Consider the following 17764-nt stretch of genomic DNA (forward strand, 5'->3'; position numbering starts at 1 on the left):
ATAGAATCGGTTTATAAAATTAAACACAAGGACATATATATGTTAGTAACAAATCCAGCTCCAGATTTTACAGCTACAGCAGTTTTAGCTGATGGCTCAATCGTAGAAGACTTCAAATTAAGCGAAAATTTCGGTGAAAAAGGTACTGTAGTATTCTTTTACCCGTTAGACTTTACTTTTGTCTGCCCATCTGAAATCATTGCATTTTCTCACAGATACGATGAATTTCAAAAACGAGGTGTGAACGTTGTAGGTGTTTCAGTTGATTCACAGTTTTCTCACTTTGCATGGAGAGAAACTCCGGTTGAAAAAGGCGGAATCGGCCGTATCAATTTCCCTCTTGTTGCAGACTTGACAAAAGATATTTCCCGTGCTTATGATGTACTTTTAAACAATGCAGTAGCACTTCGCGGTTCATTTTTAATAGATGACAAAGGCATTGTTCGTCATGCGGTTATCAACGACCTTCCACTTGGACGTAATGTTGATGAAATGCTCAGAATGATCGATGCACAGCAGTTTACTGATGAGTACGGTGAAGTTTGTCCTGCCGGCTGGGAAAAAGGTGACGAGGGTATGAAACCTGACGCCGAAGGTGTTGCCGAGTACTTGGCAAAACACGAAAAAGAGTTATAAAAATCTTTAGATAAGAGAGTTTTTACTCTCTGTCTAGCTTCTGCAGTGCTTTCTCGCTTGCCTTGTTTGCTCTTTCATAATACCCTTTATCCTGATGCGATACACATCCGCTGAAACTGACAACCGCCAACAATAAAACCAACAATAAATTTTTATGCAGCAACAACCTGATTCCTCCCGTTTTGTTTCGCTCTGTACAAAGCGTCATCTGCTTTTTTCACCAGTTCTTCTCTCGTCTGCGGCTCCTGATACTCGGCAACGCCTATACTGATCGTGATTTTATATTTTTTATCTATAGTATATGCCTCAACTCTCTTTCTTATTTTTTCGGCAATGACAACAGCCTTCTCTTTTGTTGTATTTTCCAGTATGACAACAAACTCTTCACCTCCCCAGCGACCAAATATATCAGTTTTGCGAATATGCTTCAAAACCAGACGACTCAAAGCTTTTAACACTCTGTCTCCTATATCATGGCCGTATGTATCATTGACAACTTTAAAATGATCTATGTCAAACATTAGTATGCAAAACGGTTCTTTATAGCGTTTATATCTTTGTATTTCTATATTTATCGCATCATCTATTTTGTAACGGTTGTATATTTCCGTCAAGCTGTCTATGGTTGCCAGTTTCTTCAGCTCTTTTTCCATCTCAATGCGGCTTGTTATATCTGTACTTGTGGAAACAAAGTTTTGAATATTTCTGTTTTCATCAAAGAGCGGTGTTATTTTCAAGTCTGCATAATAGAGCCTGTCATCTTTTGTCTTATCAATCAGAATATTATGATAATTCTTTCCAGCGAGTATTGTCTCCCAAAGATTCTTATAAAACTCCTGTGTATGTTTTCCTGATTTAAAAATATTTGTTTTGTTGCCTATCAGTTCTTCTCTCTCATATTTTGTTTTTTCAATCACAGAATCATTGACATACTCTATGATACCGTTTGCATCGGTAATCAACACCATGTCATCAGTCTGTTCCAAAGCCTGTGCAAGAAGTTGCACTTTTTTTCTCTCAAGCACTGTTTCTTTATCCAGATAATACAACTCTTCTTCCATCTGCTTACACCTCGTCATATCTTTGTAAAAGACTATCAGTTCACCGTTTGGCAGTTTTCTTACACTGTTATATCGCCAGCCGCTGAGCTTCTCATCTTTGTAAAGCCTTGTGTCAAGATCTCTTGCTTTGCCGTCTTCATGGACCTGCAACAAAACATCAAAAAGCCCGAACTCTTTTACTCCGGGAAAAACTTCTGTCAATTTTTTGCCTATCAGTTGCTTTTTAGAAATATTTTCAGTTTTCTCAACATTTTTATTTAAATCCACAAAAATAAAATCATTCTTTTCAAATTTATAAATAACAACATTATCAGGAAGTTCATCTATTGCAATAGTAACACTTCTGTCCGCACCTTGCATCTAATCTTGCCTTTTTTAATATATTTAAATGATAACCTTTGTTTTCTGCCAAAAAGCTTAATTGGGATTTTTCATTGTTTGTTGTGGCAGAGAAGAAGACGGAAACACACTAAATATAATTTTCGGATACTCTTGTACTTTACACCATTTATACCCGTTTTTACGATAATAACCCGGAATTTTTTTCTGCACTATATTAGCTTGGTAACAATTCTCGTAGTTCTTTGAGATTTTCCACAGGTCATAATGTCTTTTATCTTTGATTTTATAGTTTTTTTTATATGTTTTCGTTGGATAGATTTTCAAATTTCCATTGACAACTTCATAGTTATACACAGTATTTGTAGTTTTATTTTTCACTTCTCCCCTTTTGTTAAAGGAAAGAGTATAAATTTCACCTCTGGTTTTTGAAAATTCTTTTCCAAAGGAGGCAAAACCATTTGGTTTTACTGACGAAACCTCCCATACTCCTAAAATATTTTTTTTGCTATAAGAATCAGCATAGACTAATCCGTACAGTAAGATTATCATAGTAATTATCATTTTATTCATTGCACTACCTTGCATTCTTGATAGAATTTTATAGACTATAATCGGATTTTATCTTCTGAAGAGGCTCCTCTGTTGAAGTCTTTGATTCTTTCTCCAAGTTCTACACCTTTTTCTCTGCATTCCTCTTTTGAATATTTCAAATTATAACAATCTTGAAAAAGTGTTTTCATTTCTTGTCTTAAAGACTCTTTTGAATCAGAACTGCATCCAGAAAACATAACTATACCTAAAATACTTACTGTTAATAAAACTTTTTTCATTATCTATTGACCTCTACTCTTTGTTTTTTTTCACTCATTTTAATTCCTCCGTTTTTCAGTTATCTGTACTTTTACTTATAGTTGTCATATGTTTTTAAAACTTTGCCATCTTTGCCTAAAATTTCCAGCTTCGTTATATGTCCGATCACTTTCACATTAATATCATCACTACATCCGCGAAAATTTTCCTGACATTGTTCAATATTTTCAGATGAAGAGATTATTTTTTTAATTACATAAGAATATTTTGCAGTCAAATCTCTATCTACACTGCCTCTGCTGTTCTTTCTTGCTTTCATAAATTGCTTAGCATCTGCTTTTATCATTGGAAGTATTGTATTATTAGGATTAATATTATCAAATGACAATTTAGTCTTCCCGTTATATGCCAAAACGGATCCATAATATGATATATACGAATTTTTACTCATAAGTGACAGAGGAAATTCTTGTTTTTTAAAGTTATATTTTCCAAACTGTGCCCCCAGTCTTAATACACTTGTTTGTCCAATTATGTCTTTATTTTCTTTTATTTTATTTAGAAAATGCGTATATGCCTCTTCAATTGCACCGTCAAGTTCAAATTCATCATTTCTTACTTTTCTCCAAACAGCTGTTTCTCCCTGATATAAATACCAACGACCGGCTGCAGCTTTATCAACTTTTGCTATGTTTGCATTTAATCCTGCTAATGCTATCTTGTCAATAGTTTTATGTTCATTTAAATCGACCTCTGCAAAAAGGCTGGCACTCATTGTTAGTATTCCTGCAAGTATTACTTTCTTCATTTATTTCCTTTGTGTTTTAATTTCACGAAATTCTATAAAAAAAGTGTGTGCCAAATGTGAAAAATATTAATTGTTATAAAAAAACAGATAAAAAGATTCTCTTTATGTAAAAATGATACACTTTCGAAATAATATTGCAACTGCATAAGGCCCATTATTGAAATTTTCAACATGTAAGTATTTTTTTTCTCTTCTTTTGCTGATGCAATTGTCTGTTAATGCACAAAGCATTACGTCCATAAATGAAAATACAAGTAATCTTAATCTCTTGAAAGAAAGCTCCTGGTTTTTAGATAAAAACAGTCAAAAATCAGTGAGTGACATACTGCAAAAATCAATATTATTTCAAAAAAGTACAAAAGATTTTTTTAATTTTGGATATATTTTCAAAGACACACTTTGGATAAAATCTATTCTTAAAAACACTTCAAACAAACAAATAATACGCTATTTTACCCTTGATGCACCAAACCTTGCTGTTTGCGATCTTTATGAAATCGATGCGAATAATACACTCAAAAGAAAAGAGAAAAACGGAGTTCTGCAAAGAAAAAAATTCAAAAATGAACTTTTTTTCACATTTGAAGTTTCACTTCGTCCCCATGAAGAAAAAACTTTTCTTTTTGCACTTCGTCCTATGACCCACTCGCTCCATTTTCATCTAAAACTACAAGATTACAAAATGTATAAAAATGAAGAACTTCGCCATCAGCTTCTCTTAACTGTTTTTTTCAGTATTTTGCTTGTTGCATTTATCTATGCAATAAGTATAAGTATTCACAGTGACAATTCAAGCTATTTTTATTATGCTCTTTTTATAGCAATGATTTTTATACATCACCTTTCTTTAAGCGGTATGATCGCATATTTTCTGCAAAACAACCAAACACTGATTTACCAACAGGCATATATGCCTGTTTATTATTTGGCTACAGTAGTCTTTTCCATTTTTCTTTTTACCAATAAATTTTTAAATTTACATAATTATAAAAAAATTTATTATTCCTTTGTGTTAATTATGTTTTTAATTGTCTTGATTGTTCTGTTTAATTCACACCAGAATTATCTTCTAAAATATATGACACCTTTGGCCATTGTTTTTGCTTTATATTTAGAGGCTGTCAGTATCTATCTTGCAGTAACAAAAAAAGAAAAATATGCAAAATATTTTGCTTTTATTTGGGGAGTTTCTCTAGGTGGAATGATTTTTACCATGCTTTATTATGTAGGGTTTTTAAGCAAACCTATTGCATACCTCTTTGAGATAACTGTCATTTTTGAAATTTTCTCCTTTTCCATAATATTATCAAGACAAATACACACGCTGCAAAGAGAAAATCAACATAAAAATAATCATCTCCAGCGCCAAAACAAATTAGCTGCAATGGGAGAAATGTTACAAAATATTGCGCATCAATGGCGACAGCCATTATCTGAACTTAATGCAGTAGCAATGAAAATTGATGCTGATTTTTATACAAAAAAAATTACACCAAAAACACTAGATACAGATATAGAACGAATAGAAACAATTACACAACACATGTCCCAGACTATTGAAAATTTCAGCAACTATTTTAAAGAGAGCTCTAAAAATATAACCGTAGCAAAATTAGAAGACCTTATCTCTCAGGCACTACGATTAATCGATACAAAACTACAAACAATAACAGTAAAAGTAGATATTTCCCAAAGCATTTCGGCAAAGATAAACAGCAATGATTTCATTCAAGTCCTTCATGTACTTTTAATTAATGCTGTCGATGCATTTAAAAATAAAAATATGGAATATAGGAAAATTCATATTACATTAAAGAATGCAGATGGAAAAGCCATTATTGAAGTTGAAGACAATGCAGGCGGTATAGATACAACAATTTTAGAGAAAATTTTTGAACCCTACTTCACAACCAAATTTAAATCAAACGGAATCGGTATTGGTCTATATATGGCAAAGATGCTGGTAGAAAATAGTCTAAAAGGAGAATTGTATGTCAAAAACACTCAAAAAGGAGCGCTGTTTAGCATAATATTATGAAAAATTTTACACTACTGTATGCAGAAGATGAGTACACCACAAGGAAAAATCATATTGCCTATATAAAAAGTCGATACAATTGTACTGTTTATGAGGCTGACAACGGAGAAGAAGCGCTTAGTTTATACAAGACACATTCCCCTCACATTGTTCTTACAGATATTACAATGCCCTTTTTATCAGGCTTGGAACTTTCAAAAGAGATAAGAAAAATCTCCAAACATACACAAATCATTATACTTACTGCACACTCTGAAAAAGAAAAACTGCTTGAGGCTTTAAGTATGCAAATGCTTAACTATTTAGTAAAACCTATCAAAAGAAAAGAATTAACACAGAGTATAGATATAGCATTGGAATTATTAAAAACTGAATCTTTTACCAAGAATATTATACACTTGAATACAATCTCAACATATAATTTGGATACAAAAGAATATTTTGTCAATAATACATTGATTTTGTTAAGTAATTATGAAACGAAACTTTTGCATCTATTATGTCTCAATGTAAACAAATCGCTCAATTCATTTGATATTTTTGTTAACATTTGGGAGGACAATGATAAAGAATACAGTGCTGCTTCTATAAGAACACTTATAAAGAAGCTTCGAAAAAAACTCCCTGATGGAATTTTAATAAATATATATGGTGGTTTGTATACTCTTAAACCCTTGCAGCAAGTGGAATGAAATAATTTCATTCTTTAACGCCTGCTTACCAAAATACCACCAGATATGATAAAAATTATGCCTGTAAATGTCAATATATCCGGAAAACTGTCACCAAGCAGATACCCAAAACCTATGGCAAAGGGAATATTTGTATAACTGACAACACCTATAATACTTAAGTTTTGCGCACTGTATGCTTTTGTCAGGAGCCACTGGGAGAGTGTCGATATAAATGCCATAAAAACCACCAAAAGCCATACATGCAATGTAGTCGGCAAAATAAACTCAGGGAACAAAAAGCTTAACGAAGCAGGAGCATTGACAAAGGGTGCAGTCAGGAACAACAATGCCGGCAAAAATGTTCCTACACCCACAAAGGAGAGGACAATCACACGTGAGTCATATATATCTTTTATTTTTTTTATCGTTGTATATGCTGCTGCTGCAAAAAAACCGCCCAAAATACCCAGGAAATGGGTATATGAAAAGCTCATTCCAAAAGGTTTGGTTATGAGAACAACGCCGAAAAAGCCTATAAACAGTGCCAGCAGTGTCGATTTGTTTAAACGTTCATGCAGAAGAAAATAGGCAAACAGTGTTACAAAAAAGGGAGAGGTTTTGTTCAGAGTTATCGCCTCGCCCAAAGGAATAACGCTAATGGTATAAAAAAAGAGGATCATTGCCATAAATCCAAAAAGCCCGCGGGTAAAAAGCATATAAATCTTTCCGCCTGTAAGTTTTGGCGCCGTATGTTGCAGCGTATACAGTATGATAAAAATTCCGATGAGATTGCGAAAAAAAACAATTTCCAAAGCAGAAATATCTTCGGAGAGTATTTTAGTCAACGCTCCGTTGAGTGCAGAAATCAAAGCCGCACCAAGCATAAAAAGTATGCCGCTCTCTACATTTTTCAACAAGCCTCTTCCTTTTGTACAAAATTCAAAGCTTTTGGATTTACATATGCAAGCTCATACCATTGTCTTTTTGGGGCAATAAGTGTGAGTCTTGCAGGATTACAGGAACGTGAAAGTGCCACATAAAACTGAGAAGGTGCAAAAATCTCATTGGTCTCTATAATCAAATCTTCGATGGACATCCCCTGTGACTTATGGATGGTTATCGCAAACGCAAGTTTTATTGGAAACTGATAGACCGTAAAAACATTCTCTTCCACCATCTCTTTTTTTCCCTCTACACTCTTTTCTTTCCATACGGCCTTACTTTGTGCACTCGGCTCAAGTTTTACCACTTTGCCGTCACTCTTTTGCACATACACATAGCACTCATCCACATTCACAACAGTGCCTCTTTCTCCGTTAAAGTAGTTCCAGGCGTTTCGTGTAAACAAAACAGGAGCACCCACTTTCAATGCAAGTTCTTTATCTATTCTGGCATCATCCATAAAACGCTCCACTTCTTTGTCCTTCGTTGATTTGAGATGTTTTACAATCTGTGCTTCCTTTACATGTAAAGCCTCATCTATAAAATCAAGCTGGGCTTTATTGTGTTTTGCAGCCGAAGCATTTTTGCCAAACAAAAATGTAAACTGACTCAAATCAGCGGGCAATGGCTTTATAAATTCGTTCAGATGATTATGCGTCTGTTCATCTATCCTGCCAAATCGCACTGCATGTAAAAGCTCTATGAAACGAAGATCATCTGTTCTGTAGATATGTGTCAGTTCCACTGTTTCAAAAGAGAAATTCTGCCAGGCGGGTGATTCAAAAGCAAATTTTACTTCGCCATAACCGCGTACAACCGGGGGGAGTTGCAAAAAATCACCTACGAGCAGCAAAGAGCCATTAAAATCTGCCTGCTTAAGACGCAGTTCTATCATTGCAAAGAGTGTATCACTGACCATGGAAATCTCATCAATAACGATTAAATCCATGCTCAATATCAGTTTTTTAATCTTCTTTTTAATTTCAAATTTTGCATTTTTTTGCAACTCATCCACATCCGAAGCAATCCCCAAATCAAAAAAGCTGTGCAGTGTCTGCCCACCTATAAGTGTAGCAGCCATTCCGGTTGAAGCCAGTTTTGCAACTTTTTTTGCCTCCCTCTCAAATGCTGCAATAATTTCTCTTGTAACAGTCGTTTTTCCAACACCGGCACCGCCTGTTAAAAAAATATTCTGTTTCCTGTCTAATTTATCAAGTATCAAGGCTTTATAATTCATACACGGATAATAGCCATTCTTAGTATAATCTCAGATTAATAACTGTATACTTTCTCTATAACATAATAGGATTCGTTCAAATATGAATAAAAAAATTTTAATTGTAGAAGATAATAAAACACTGGCAAAACTTATTGCAAAAAAGCTACAATCAGCACTTGGGCTGACAGTTGATGTAGCATATTCGATGGCAGAAGCAAAACTGTTCATCGCACGATATACATACTTCATAGCACTTTTAGATATAAATCTTCCCGATGCTCCAAATGGAGAGATTGTTGATTTTGTGACAGAAAAGAATATTCGTACAATAATTTTAAGCGGAAATATTGACAAGGAATTCAGAAAAAAGATTCTTAAAAAAAATATAATTGATTATGTCAATAAAAGCGGTGTAGATGATATAAATTATATTATTCATGCTATACAGCGTCTGCAAAACAATGCAAAGCACAAAGTGCTTGTCGTGGATGATTCAAGAGTTTTTAGAAAACAAATGCAAACAATGCTGGAAAATCTTTTTTTTCAAGTCATCAGTGTAGCTCATGGAGAAGAAGCAATCGGCATGCTAAAGTCACAACCTGATATCTCTCTTGTTCTGACTGATTACAATATGCCTGTTATGGATGGTCTGGAACTTGTTATTGAAATCAGAAAAACATATACCAAAAACGAACTCTGCATTCTTGTTCTGTCTTCAAATGAAGATGAAGAGATAACGGCACTCTTTTTAAAACACGGAGCAAATGACTATGTTAAAAAGCCTTTTTCCAAAGAGGAATTTTCCTGCCGCATTAACAATTCCATAGAAGCTTTGGAAAATATACAGATGATCACAAACTACGCAAACCGTGACTACCTCACAGGGCTGTATAACCGCAGATACTTTTTTGACACAATAAATGAATATATCGACGAAGTTAAAAACAGCGGTGAAAAATTTGCCATCGCGATGATAGACATAGATCACTTTAAAAACATTAATGACACTTATGGTCATGATACAGGAGACAAAATCATCATCGCCCTCGCAGATATCCTGAGAAGTTCTACAAATCCGCATGATATTGTAGCAAGGTTTGGAGGAGAAGAGTTTTGTGTTGTACTGAAAAATATCAATCAGTACAGTGCAGAAGAAATTTTCAACAGGCTCAGAGAAGAAGTGGAAAAATTCTCATATCATCTAAAAGATGACAAGTATATAAATTTCACTGTCTCAATAGGTGCAACACTCTTTAACGAAGAGGAATCTCTTGAGGAGAATATTAATGCAGCCGATATGCTTTTATACAATGCAAAAAAGAACGGAAGAAATCAGGTTGTTTTTCAAGCCTGATCCAGTTTTATCAGTGTTCCAAACGGAAGTTCCTTTTCCTTGGAACTTATCCATTTCACCTCATAATCCGGTGCATTTTTCGGAAAAACTCCTGCCAGATCTGTAAAATACAAAAGCAGTTTCACATCATCAAAGTTTTCTTCTATAAAGTAAAACACAGGACGAAAATCAGTTGCCCCGCCGCCTTTTATATCAATTTCCAATCTTTCTCCACTATAAAAAGTACTGTGTGATTGGATTTTTTCATCGCATACAAGCAGTTCAATCTGATAATTTTGCACCAATGTCATTAAAAAGTTTACTTCACTCAAAAATTCATTTAAAAGCACTGTATCAATGGAACCGGAACTGTCCACTGCAATCACAAGACGGAAAGTCTGAGAAATATTCGAAGGCAGGTATATACCCCTGTAGAGCAGTTTTTTAGAAGGCGGCATCATGACATAATCATCTCGAAAATACGGGTCAAGTGCAATCCTCAGTTCATTTCGCCAGTCAATTTTTCCAAAATCACCCAGTTGGAAAAAACGCTCAATCGTCACCGGTGCTTCACCTTTGTGCATTTTGGATTCCAAAAGAGCAATGGCTTCCTCTGCAAAAAGCTGTTCTTGCAAAATTTCTTCTTGCAACTGTTGTTCTGAACTCTGTTGCTCCTGCTCATTGTTCTCTTTTTGCTCTACATCACCTGCATCATCGGCTTCATACTCCAAGTCTTCATCATCACGCAGAATATCATCTTTTAACTCGGCATAAATCTCCTCTGCATACATCCCGCTGAAACGTTCCCGGTATTGTGCACCATAGGGCATATCCAAGCCGTTTTGTACAAGCATATCATTGACTGCCATATCCGTAGCCATCTGCCAGAGCCAGCCAGTGCGTTTGTTTTTACGCATCTCATGAGCCAGGCTGGCATGCATCGCCCCGTTGGCAAAGACAAATTCCATTTCACTGAGTTCCAGGTTTTTCAGATAATCGCTGTTGATCTCAAGCTTTTTACCGTCACTTTTAAAGGCTTCAATATCATCATTCATCACAACATCGATTTTGGAGGCAAGGGTTCCAAAATAAGGATATTCAAGCAAAAGTTTTGCTTTTGCCTGCGAGATTTTTTCTTCTGTTTTTTGCATATTTTTCCTTCACTCCTGTTTTTTAAAACCGATCAATGTCATTAAGTTAAGCAGATTTTTTCGGAACGCGGACTTCAGTCCGGGCGAAAGTGGCAAGACTATTGCAACAGCCGGCACTGAAGTACCGGTTCCGAAGAGATGCTGTATTTTGGTAGCCAAATTGAAGTCCGCGTTCCGAAAAAACTACATATCCTCCCGGAATCGGTACTTCAGTGCCGACTGTTTGAACTTTCTTGTCATTCTCAGCCCGGACTAAAGTACGGATTCCGGGGAAAACACCCTTTGAGACCAGTGTGTTCGTGTCGGCTATTGCAACAGATAGGAAAACTTTTTTACCCACTCTTTAAAGACGGTTGAGCCTTCCATAGTGATGCCCGCTCGTTGTAAATCCTGTGCTATCATCACGGCAAATTCCCCTTTGAGCTTGAGCGTATATCGGAGTAAATTTTCCAATCGCTCATCGCTTGGATTTTGCAGATAGTGACTCACCAGTCCAGAGCTCAAAGCATACAAAACATCGACCTCATCACTGTAAACAAAATCATCTGCACTGAGTATCTTCCCAATATCGGGCAGCCTGTCCATCACTTTTAAAAAACTCAAAAATGAAACGGCAACATCCCGTCCTACCGCACCGCTCACTGTTTCCAAAAGCACAGATGCAGGCAGAGCACTTTGTAAAATACTCCCGACATATTCCCAGCTTCTGGGTGTTGCAAAACTTTTATGCTCTTTTTTTGCATCAAAGGTAAAGAGATGCTCATTTTTATAACTTATGTAGGCAATTATGCGACTGTCAAGTCCGGATTTGTATGCCCACTCACGCCAGTCATCCACACTCACTTCCAATTCAAAATGCACAAAACGGTTTGCCAGAGGAGCCGGCATCCTGTAGGTCACGCCTCTGTCACCCTCACGGTTTCCCGCAGCAACTATAGCCCATCCCTCAGGCAACTCATATTCACCGACACGTCTGTCAAGTATCAACTGATACGCCGAAGACTGCACGGCAGGCGCTGCAGAGTTAAGCTCATCCAAAAACAAAATCCCCTGGCCTTCACTCGGTAAAAAAGCAGGCGGAGCCCAAAGTGCGGTGTGTGACTCTTTGTCATAAAAAGGGATGCCTTTTAAATCTGTCGGGTCCATCAAAGCCAAACGCAAATCAATAAAACCAAGCTTGTTTTTCTCTGCAATCTGTTTGACAATCGAAGACTTTCCAATTCCAGGTGCTCCCCACAGAAATGTGGGCACTTTTTGCAAGACCAGTGCCTGCAGAGCCTGTGTCAATTCTCCTGCTCTCATACTAACCATCCTATATTTTCACTTTGTATATGTTTTGAAAAGGTTTTGTTTGTTTTGACTGCCCGCTCAAAACGGCTCTCAAGTTGCAGTTGATATAAAATATCTACCGGAGTATTTTCATTTTTTGCCAAATTCAGAAGTATCTGTGCATCCCCGCATTTAAAAAGTTCTTCCAAAATATTTTGCGGTGTCGCATTGTTGCGACTCAGCGATTCACTGTAGTTTCCCTCTTTATAGGCAGACTTCAGAATATCTCTCGGCGTTGCACTGTTGGCATAAATTACTTGTCTGATTCTCTCATTATTTAGACAAAGCAGCTGTTTACATGTAATTACATGTAAGCACTTGTTTGCAGCCAAAGCAAAATGAATTGTCTCATCGTTACATGTAACAAGCTCCTGCTGCATAGCTTCATTTAAGGTCTCATTTGCCGCCAAAGCATTTTTGCACTCAGACAAAAGTGAGAACATCTCCTCATCGAGCCTGATATTCTGTGCTGCAATCTCGGCAAGTTTTTTATTTTTTATCAACTCACGGGCTATATTTTTATCCAGATTGACATTGTACGCCATCGCTTCTTTTGTTGCTTCATCCCCTTTTTTTAAAAACATTTTCTGCACACTTTTTGGAAGCTTTGGATGCAGGGCAAGTGCTTTTATAATTTTGGGATGTTTTTTGCTCGGCTCAAAAAAAGCAATGGCTTCTAAAAGCTGTTCGTTTTTTGTTTGTACTATCAGATGATAAATTCCCGTTGTCGCATACTGTACATTATGGTTTCTCTCTATATTTTCATAAAACCTTGCTATTAAAGCAGCAGAGACATCACGATTGTCATCATTTTCGAAAAAATCTTCACCGCCAAAAGAGTACATTTTTAAGAGTTTAAAAAAAAGCGCATCTTCTATACAGCTGTTTTGCAAAAAACTTTTTAATCTTTTTTTGTCATTGGAGAGTTTGAGACTCATAAGCAGCGTATCGCTGTCAATCTCTTCTGCCAAAAGTTTTTCAAACAAATCTATATTCATAAACTCATATTTTTCTTCTTCATAAAGGGTATCACTCAGGTTTTGTTCATACGGACTCATCATGCGCCCCTCAACAACAAGAGTAACCGCATCGGTAACTTCTTTACACAGGGTAATATTATGAAACTTCAGCTGTGACACAAACTCATCTTCACTAAAAGCCCTGCTCTTTCCAAACAGCAATATGGTCTTATTTTTCAAATTCTGTAAATTCATACACAAATTATACACATATTTCGACTTATTCTTATTTAGTGTTATAATTGATCTCTGATATTTAAGGAATGGCAAATGAAGTTATACGCACCGTGGGAAAAAGCTTTTGAAAAAATTTCCACTCCTTTGGAAAATTTCATTCATGCACAAACAACTACGGGACTTATTTTATTTTTTACAACTATTCTTGCTCTTATACTGGCCAACTCACCTTTTTCCGGACTCTATTATGATATATTTCATACGCCCATATCTGTTTCTATAGGTTCATGGAAACTTTCACAGTCACTCAGCCATTGGATAAATGACGGACTGATGACCTTCTTTTTCTTTTTGATAGGACTTGAAATCAAACGGGAAATTCTCATCGGAGAACTCTCAAATATCAAAGTTGCCATTTTGCCTATTTTTGCAGCTGTCGGCGGTATGGTTTTTCCTGCACTCATATATATGAGCATCAACACAGACGGTCCCGGTGCAAACGGCTGGGGCATACCAATGGCCACAGACATAGCATTTGCCATCAGTGCCTTGGTGATTTTAGGACGCAGAATTTCTCCGGCACTTGTTACATTCCTGATTGCGCTTGCTATTGTAGATGATCTTGGGGCCGTTGTAGTTATTGCACTTTTTTACACCGAACAAATTCATATTCTCCCTCTTTTTCTGGCAGGTTTGTCATTTTTCATTATGGTGGCCTTTAACCGTTTTGGCATTCACATGCTTTTGCCCTATCTCATTGTAGGCATTTTTATGTGGCTGTTTATGCTCGAATCAGGTATCCATGCGACAATTGCCGGTGTTATTGCCGCTTTTGCAATTCCCTCCAAGCCCAGCTATACTCCTTTGGATTTTACAACACATACCAAAAATCTGCTTGACGAATATGATAATTATCCCATTGCCACCGATCACACAATGCATGAAAAACAAAGAGCCCTTTTGCAAAACCTCAAAGACAGAATTGACTTGGTAAGTTCTCCTGCTTTGAGGCTTGAGCATGCGCTTCACCTTCCCATAGGACTCTTTGTCATTCCTCTTTTTGCACTTGCAAATGCCGGTGTCAGTTTGGATTTTACATCATTTAGTCAAAGTCTAGCCAATCCTGTCTCCCTGGGTATAGTATCTGGGCTTCTGCTGGGCAAGGTCATTGGTATATTCGGGGTTTCTTACCTGAGTGTGAAGCTCGGCATTGCCAGACTGCCGCATAACAGCAGCATGAGTCAGCTGTTTGGTGTTGCCATTTTGGGCGGTATTGGTTTTACGATGAGTATTTTTGTCGCTGATTTGGCCTTTGCAGGCAACAGCACACTGATTTTTCAGGCAAAAACAGGAATACTGCTGGCCTCATTGCTTGCAGGTTTTTTGGGCTTTGTCTGGCTGAGATTTGTTGTCTCTAAATAGCCTCAATCGTGTTTCTTCCGTTCTCTTTGGCACAGTAAAGCATCTTATCCACAATCATTACATATTCGTCAAGCAGGGTATGCCTGTATATTTTATCAGGCTTAATCCACATAGCCCCCATGCTTACAGTGGCCTGTAACTTTTGTCCATCCGCTTCAAGTACCGCGGCTTCAAAAGCCTGGCGTATCTTTTCCAATACTTTGAAACCTGCCTCTTTTTGTATGGCTGAGAGAATTATCATAAACTCTTCGCCTCCGTATCGGATGACAATATCAGAAGTTCTGATATGTTTTTTCACAATTGCAACAAAAAAATGCAACATTTTATCTCCGGCGACATGCCCGTAGGTATCATTTATATTTTTAAAATAATCCAAATCACACATTGCAAGAACAAAAGAGTTCCCTGTGGCATAAGAGAGTTCGTATTGGGTTTTAAATATCAGTTCCAGGGAATTTCGATTGAGCGCACCTGTCAGATTGTCCTTGGTCATTTTTTTATTCATCTCGATATTGTCAATAAGTGCCAACTCTGTACCGATGCTCAAAGAGATAAGCTCACATTTTTCCAAATAGGAGATAAGTACATGATACTCCGATGTTTTTAAATTTACAAATATTTTCTTTGCAAACATATGCAAATCATTATGCAACCGTATCAGAGCCTTGAGCTTTGAATTGTTTTGGATGATTTTTTTTGCACTGTTGTGCAGCCAGTGTCCAAATTCACACTGCATCCCGTCAAGTTCGGGAAAATCATTTTTGTCAAAACTGTTAATATGTTTTGCCAAATCATTCAGCCAGTTTAAATGCGCTTCATAATGTTTTATGATAATGTCTTTGTCCAAAAGATCAGATAAAGAACTGAGCCGATTATTATTGACCGTATAAATCTCCTGTGTATATCTCGAGAGATAAATATAGGCAACACCATTGTTTATCTCTTTAAACAGGGATATGAGATTCAAAATTTTATTACTCTCAATATTTTGCGCAATTCTGGATAACAAAAGGTTTTTCAGCCCGTATATTTCGTTGGTCATAATAATGTAGGGAACATTCATCGAAATTTTATAGAGTGCCAGCTCTTTATAGAGAGTATTTATATCATTCGAAGTGAATGACTGATGAAATAGATTAATAATTCGCAGATAAAAATTTTTTACCACCTGCTCACAGGCATATGATTCTATACAGGTTAAATATCTGTCTCTGAGTTCGGTATAAATCAGCTCCGAATCACCCTCTAAAACTCCGGAAAAATCATATTTCATTTCTCAACCTTTATAAATGTTCGAACCTGCAAGACTCTGTATTGTGTTGCGTATTATACCAAATTCTCCCAAAATCTCAGGCGTATCTTTATACAATAAAGGAGAGTCTAAATCTACATACTTTACAACATCTCTGTATGCAAAGGCAAGACAAAGAGCCGCATGTATGGAGACAGGTCCCTCCAGCATAGACCCCAGCATACACTCTATGTTGTTGGATCTGGCATACTCCAAAATCTCCTGTGCCTTGCTCACACCGCCGCACTTCATCAGTTTGACATTTATCATATCGGCACAGCCCTCTTCATACACTTTTTTTACATCCTCAAGAGTAAATACCGCTTCATCCGCAAGAATGGGAACAGTACTTTTTTGGGTTATTGTTTTGAGGCTCTGTAAATCATCTGCAACTACAGGCTGTTCAATCAGGCTTACATGTAATCCCGCTACCGCCTCAACATAGTACAGTGACTGTTCAAGATTCCACGCCTGGTTGGCATCTATGAGCACCTCTGCATCTACAAGCGTTTCACTAATCATTTTTGTAACTGCAACAGCATGCTCCAGATCACTGCCAAGCTTTACTTTTAAAATATGAAATCCATTGTCAAAAGCTTTTTTCGCATCTGAGAGCATTATGTCTGCATCATTGAGACTGACAGTAATATCGGTAAAAATCGGAGAAAAATCTTTTGTACCGAGATACTGTAACAGTGTCTGATTATTCTGTTGTGCCAGCAAAGAGACAACTGCCATATCAAGAGAGGCTTTTGCACTCGAACCCATTGTACTGCCATGGATTACATGTAAAGCCTCACCCGGCGTCAGGCCAAGCAAGGCATCTTGCAACCCGCCAATCGCATTTGCAATGCTTTGCAGGTCTTCTCCTGTCACTGCTTTGGTGGCAGGCGCTTCACCGTAAGCATAAAGACCGTTATCACATCTAATCCTTAGCCGTATAAACTCAACATTTTCCACCCGTCGCAGCGCGGTAACAAAAGGGGTTTTCAGTGCTCTTTTCTTTATCTGTCTTTCTATCTTCTGTATTTTCACACTGAGGCCATATAGATAAAAAACGGATAAAGCAAAAGCCCTGCATACGGTAAATACGGTCCTATGGGAGTCAGCAATACCTGGGCAAACTCTTTTGATATCTCTTTTTTTATAAAAACCTGATCAATCATAATAATTTTACTTACAATATCAGCAGTTTTAAAAGAGAGTAATGCCAAAGCATAGGGATTATAGTGGGTATAAAACAAAAACCAGACGGCAAAATAAAAGGTCGGGTGCATAATCAGAAAAAGAAGAACATTTTTATGATAATAGCGGTACATCCGTGCCAACATGTCCATAAGTGTCCCAGCCTTTTGCCACTGCACTTCATAAAACTCCAAAAGCATATACAGCACAATAAAGACAATAAGATAATCCTGCATCAAATTTCACTCACTTTTTTTGTAAGTATAGCAAAAGAAAAATAAGCAATATTTCGGAATTGGTACTTTTTATGCTAAAGCATGACTTGTG

The 17764-nt window shown here is 36.7% G+C and carries 18 protein-coding genes; 5 read left to right on the top strand and 13 right to left on the bottom strand.

Features of this window, described 5'->3' with window-relative positions:
* Positions 1–39: 39 nt before the first annotated feature.
* Positions 40–636, top strand: coding sequence for a peroxiredoxin (locus ETP70_RS09870; protein WP_151901021.1), 597 nt, complete (start codon positions 40–42; stop codon positions 634–636).
* A 22-nt stretch (positions 637–658) separates the two neighbouring features.
* On the opposite strand, the gene ETP70_RS12695 is transcribed toward ETP70_RS09870, so the two are convergent.
* From ETP70_RS12695 to ETP70_RS09890, 5 genes are all read right to left on the bottom strand, one after another.
* Complete coding sequence (locus ETP70_RS12695; protein ID WP_269138896.1) at positions 659–781, bottom strand: hypothetical protein; 123 nt, start codon at positions 779–781, stop codon at positions 659–661.
* A 7-nt stretch (positions 782–788) separates the two neighbouring features.
* On the bottom strand, positions 789–2057 hold the full coding sequence (locus ETP70_RS09875) for a diguanylate cyclase (protein ID WP_151901022.1): 1269 nt from the start codon (positions 2055–2057) through the stop codon (positions 789–791).
* A 57-nt stretch (positions 2058–2114) separates the two neighbouring features.
* Positions 2115–2609 (bottom strand): hypothetical protein, encoded by a 495-nt coding sequence (locus tag ETP70_RS09880; protein ID WP_151901023.1) that lies wholly within the window; start codon positions 2607–2609, stop codon positions 2115–2117.
* A 35-nt stretch (positions 2610–2644) separates the two neighbouring features.
* A complete protein-coding gene (locus ETP70_RS09885; RefSeq protein WP_151901024.1) occupies positions 2645–2869 on the bottom strand; it encodes a hypothetical protein in 225 nt (74 codons plus the stop codon).
* A gap of 71 nt (positions 2870–2940) precedes the next feature.
* Positions 2941–3657 carry a DUF4852 domain-containing protein gene (locus ETP70_RS09890; RefSeq protein ID WP_151901025.1) on the bottom strand — a complete coding sequence of 239 codons (717 nt, stop codon included), beginning with the start codon at positions 3655–3657 and terminating at the stop codon, positions 2941–2943.
* 157 nt (positions 3658–3814) lie between these two features.
* Between ETP70_RS09890 and ETP70_RS09895 the strand changes: the two genes are divergently transcribed.
* Together ETP70_RS09895 and ETP70_RS09900 are read left to right on the top strand one after the other, a co-directional pair.
* On the top strand, positions 3815–5695 hold the full coding sequence (locus ETP70_RS09895) for a sensor histidine kinase (protein WP_151901026.1): 1881 nt from the start codon (positions 3815–3817) through the stop codon (positions 5693–5695).
* Positions 5692–6387, top strand: a complete 696-nt coding sequence (locus tag ETP70_RS09900; protein ID WP_151901027.1) for a response regulator transcription factor — start codon at positions 5692–5694, stop codon at positions 6385–6387. Before ETP70_RS09895 ends, ETP70_RS09900 begins: the two co-directional genes overlap by 4 nt.
* 14 nt (positions 6388–6401) lie before the next feature.
* Here the strand turns inward: ETP70_RS09900 and ETP70_RS09905 are convergent, their stop codons facing one another.
* Together ETP70_RS09905 and ETP70_RS09910 are read right to left on the bottom strand one after the other, a co-directional pair.
* Positions 6402–7286, bottom strand: coding sequence for a DMT family transporter (locus ETP70_RS09905; protein ID WP_230973261.1), 885 nt, complete (start codon positions 7284–7286; stop codon positions 6402–6404).
* On the bottom strand, positions 7280–8548 hold the full coding sequence (locus ETP70_RS09910) for an ATP-dependent DNA helicase (RefSeq protein ID WP_151901028.1): 1269 nt from the start codon (positions 8546–8548) through the stop codon (positions 7280–7282). Before ETP70_RS09910 ends, ETP70_RS09905 begins: the two co-directional genes overlap by 7 nt.
* An 82-nt stretch (positions 8549–8630) precedes the next feature.
* Between ETP70_RS09910 and ETP70_RS09915 the strand changes: the two genes are divergently transcribed.
* A complete protein-coding gene (locus ETP70_RS09915; protein WP_151901029.1) occupies positions 8631–9884 on the top strand; it encodes a GGDEF domain-containing response regulator in 1254 nt (417 codons plus the stop codon).
* Here the strand turns inward: ETP70_RS09915 and ETP70_RS09920 are convergent.
* The 3 genes from ETP70_RS09920 to ETP70_RS09930 form a co-directional block, all read right to left on the bottom strand.
* On the bottom strand, positions 9875–11014 hold the full coding sequence (locus ETP70_RS09920) for a vWA domain-containing protein (RefSeq protein ID WP_151901030.1): 1140 nt from the start codon (positions 11012–11014) through the stop codon (positions 9875–9877). The genes ETP70_RS09915 and ETP70_RS09920 overlap by 10 nt on opposite strands.
* Before the next feature lie 306 nt (positions 11015–11320).
* Positions 11321–12316, bottom strand: a complete 996-nt coding sequence (locus ETP70_RS09925; protein WP_151901031.1) for an AAA family ATPase — start codon at positions 12314–12316, stop codon at positions 11321–11323.
* On the bottom strand, positions 12313–13557 hold the full coding sequence (locus tag ETP70_RS09930) for a hypothetical protein (protein ID WP_151901032.1): 1245 nt from the start codon (positions 13555–13557) through the stop codon (positions 12313–12315). The genes ETP70_RS09925 and ETP70_RS09930 overlap by 4 nt, the downstream gene beginning before the upstream one ends.
* A 75-nt stretch (positions 13558–13632) precedes the next feature.
* Here ETP70_RS09930 and nhaA point away from each other — a divergent pair, with 75 nt between their 5' ends.
* Positions 13633–14961 (top strand): Na+/H+ antiporter NhaA, encoded by a 1329-nt coding sequence (gene nhaA, locus ETP70_RS09935; protein ID WP_151901033.1) that lies wholly within the window; start codon positions 13633–13635, stop codon positions 14959–14961.
* Here the strand turns inward: nhaA and ETP70_RS09940 are convergent.
* The 3 genes from ETP70_RS09940 to ETP70_RS09950 are packed head-to-tail and all read right to left on the bottom strand — an operon-like array spanning position 14954 to position 17673.
* Positions 14954–16234, bottom strand: a complete 1281-nt coding sequence (locus ETP70_RS09940) for a GGDEF domain-containing protein (protein WP_151901034.1) — start codon at positions 16232–16234, stop codon at positions 14954–14956. The genes nhaA and ETP70_RS09940 overlap by 8 nt on opposite strands.
* Positions 16235–16237: 3 nt before the next feature.
* Positions 16238–17287, bottom strand: a complete 1050-nt coding sequence (locus ETP70_RS09945; protein ID WP_151901035.1) for a dipeptide epimerase — start codon at positions 17285–17287, stop codon at positions 16238–16240.
* The gene (locus ETP70_RS09950) at positions 17284–17673 is read right to left on the bottom strand and encodes a hypothetical protein (RefSeq protein WP_230973262.1); all 390 of its coding nucleotides are present in this window, start codon (positions 17671–17673) and stop codon (positions 17284–17286) included. The genes ETP70_RS09945 and ETP70_RS09950 overlap by 4 nt, the downstream gene beginning before the upstream one ends.
* Positions 17674–17764: the final 91 nt, after the last annotated feature.

Origin of the sequence: Sulfurimonas hydrogeniphila (assembly GCF_009068765.1) — a bacterium.
Taxonomy (GTDB): domain Bacteria; phylum Campylobacterota; class Campylobacteria; order Campylobacterales; family Sulfurimonadaceae; genus Sulfurimonas; species Sulfurimonas hydrogeniphila.

Excerpts from the sequence above, each read along its gene's own strand:
- ETP70_RS09950 (WP_230973262.1), bottom strand. The coding sequence starts at position 17,673 with ATGCAGGATTATCTTATTGTCTTTATTGTGCTGTATATGCTTTTGGAG.
- ETP70_RS09910 (WP_151901028.1), bottom strand. The coding sequence starts at position 8,548 with ATGAATTATAAAGCCTTGATACTTGATAAATTAGACAGGAAACAGAAT.
- ETP70_RS09930 (WP_151901032.1), bottom strand. The coding sequence starts at position 13,557 with ATGAATTTACAGAATTTGAAAAATAAGACCATATTGCTGTTTGGAAAG.
- ETP70_RS09925 (WP_151901031.1), bottom strand. The coding sequence starts at position 12,316 with ATGAGAGCAGGAGAATTGACACAGGCTCTGCAGGCACTGGTCTTGCAA.
- ETP70_RS09940 (WP_151901034.1), bottom strand. The coding sequence starts at position 16,234 with ATGAAATATGATTTTTCCGGAGTTTTAGAGGGTGATTCGGAGCTGATT.
- ETP70_RS09875 (WP_151901022.1), bottom strand. The coding sequence starts at position 2,057 with ATGCAAGGTGCGGACAGAAGTGTTACTATTGCAATAGATGAACTTCCT.
- ETP70_RS09890 (WP_151901025.1), bottom strand. The coding sequence starts at position 3,657 with ATGAAGAAAGTAATACTTGCAGGAATACTAACAATGAGTGCCAGCCTT.
- ETP70_RS09880 (WP_151901023.1), bottom strand. The coding sequence starts at position 2,609 with ATGAATAAAATGATAATTACTATGATAATCTTACTGTACGGATTAGTC.
- ETP70_RS09870 (WP_151901021.1), top strand. The coding sequence starts at position 40 with ATGTTAGTAACAAATCCAGCTCCAGATTTTACAGCTACAGCAGTTTTA.
- nhaA (WP_151901033.1), top strand. The coding sequence starts at position 13,633 with ATGAAGTTATACGCACCGTGGGAAAAAGCTTTTGAAAAAATTTCCACT.
- ETP70_RS09900 (WP_151901027.1), top strand. The coding sequence starts at position 5,692 with ATGAAAAATTTTACACTACTGTATGCAGAAGATGAGTACACCACAAGG.
- ETP70_RS09885 (WP_151901024.1), bottom strand. The coding sequence starts at position 2,869 with ATGAAAAAAGTTTTATTAACAGTAAGTATTTTAGGTATAGTTATGTTT.
- ETP70_RS09920 (WP_151901030.1), bottom strand. The coding sequence starts at position 11,014 with ATGCAAAAAACAGAAGAAAAAATCTCGCAGGCAAAAGCAAAACTTTTG.
- ETP70_RS09915 (WP_151901029.1), top strand. The coding sequence starts at position 8,631 with ATGAATAAAAAAATTTTAATTGTAGAAGATAATAAAACACTGGCAAAA.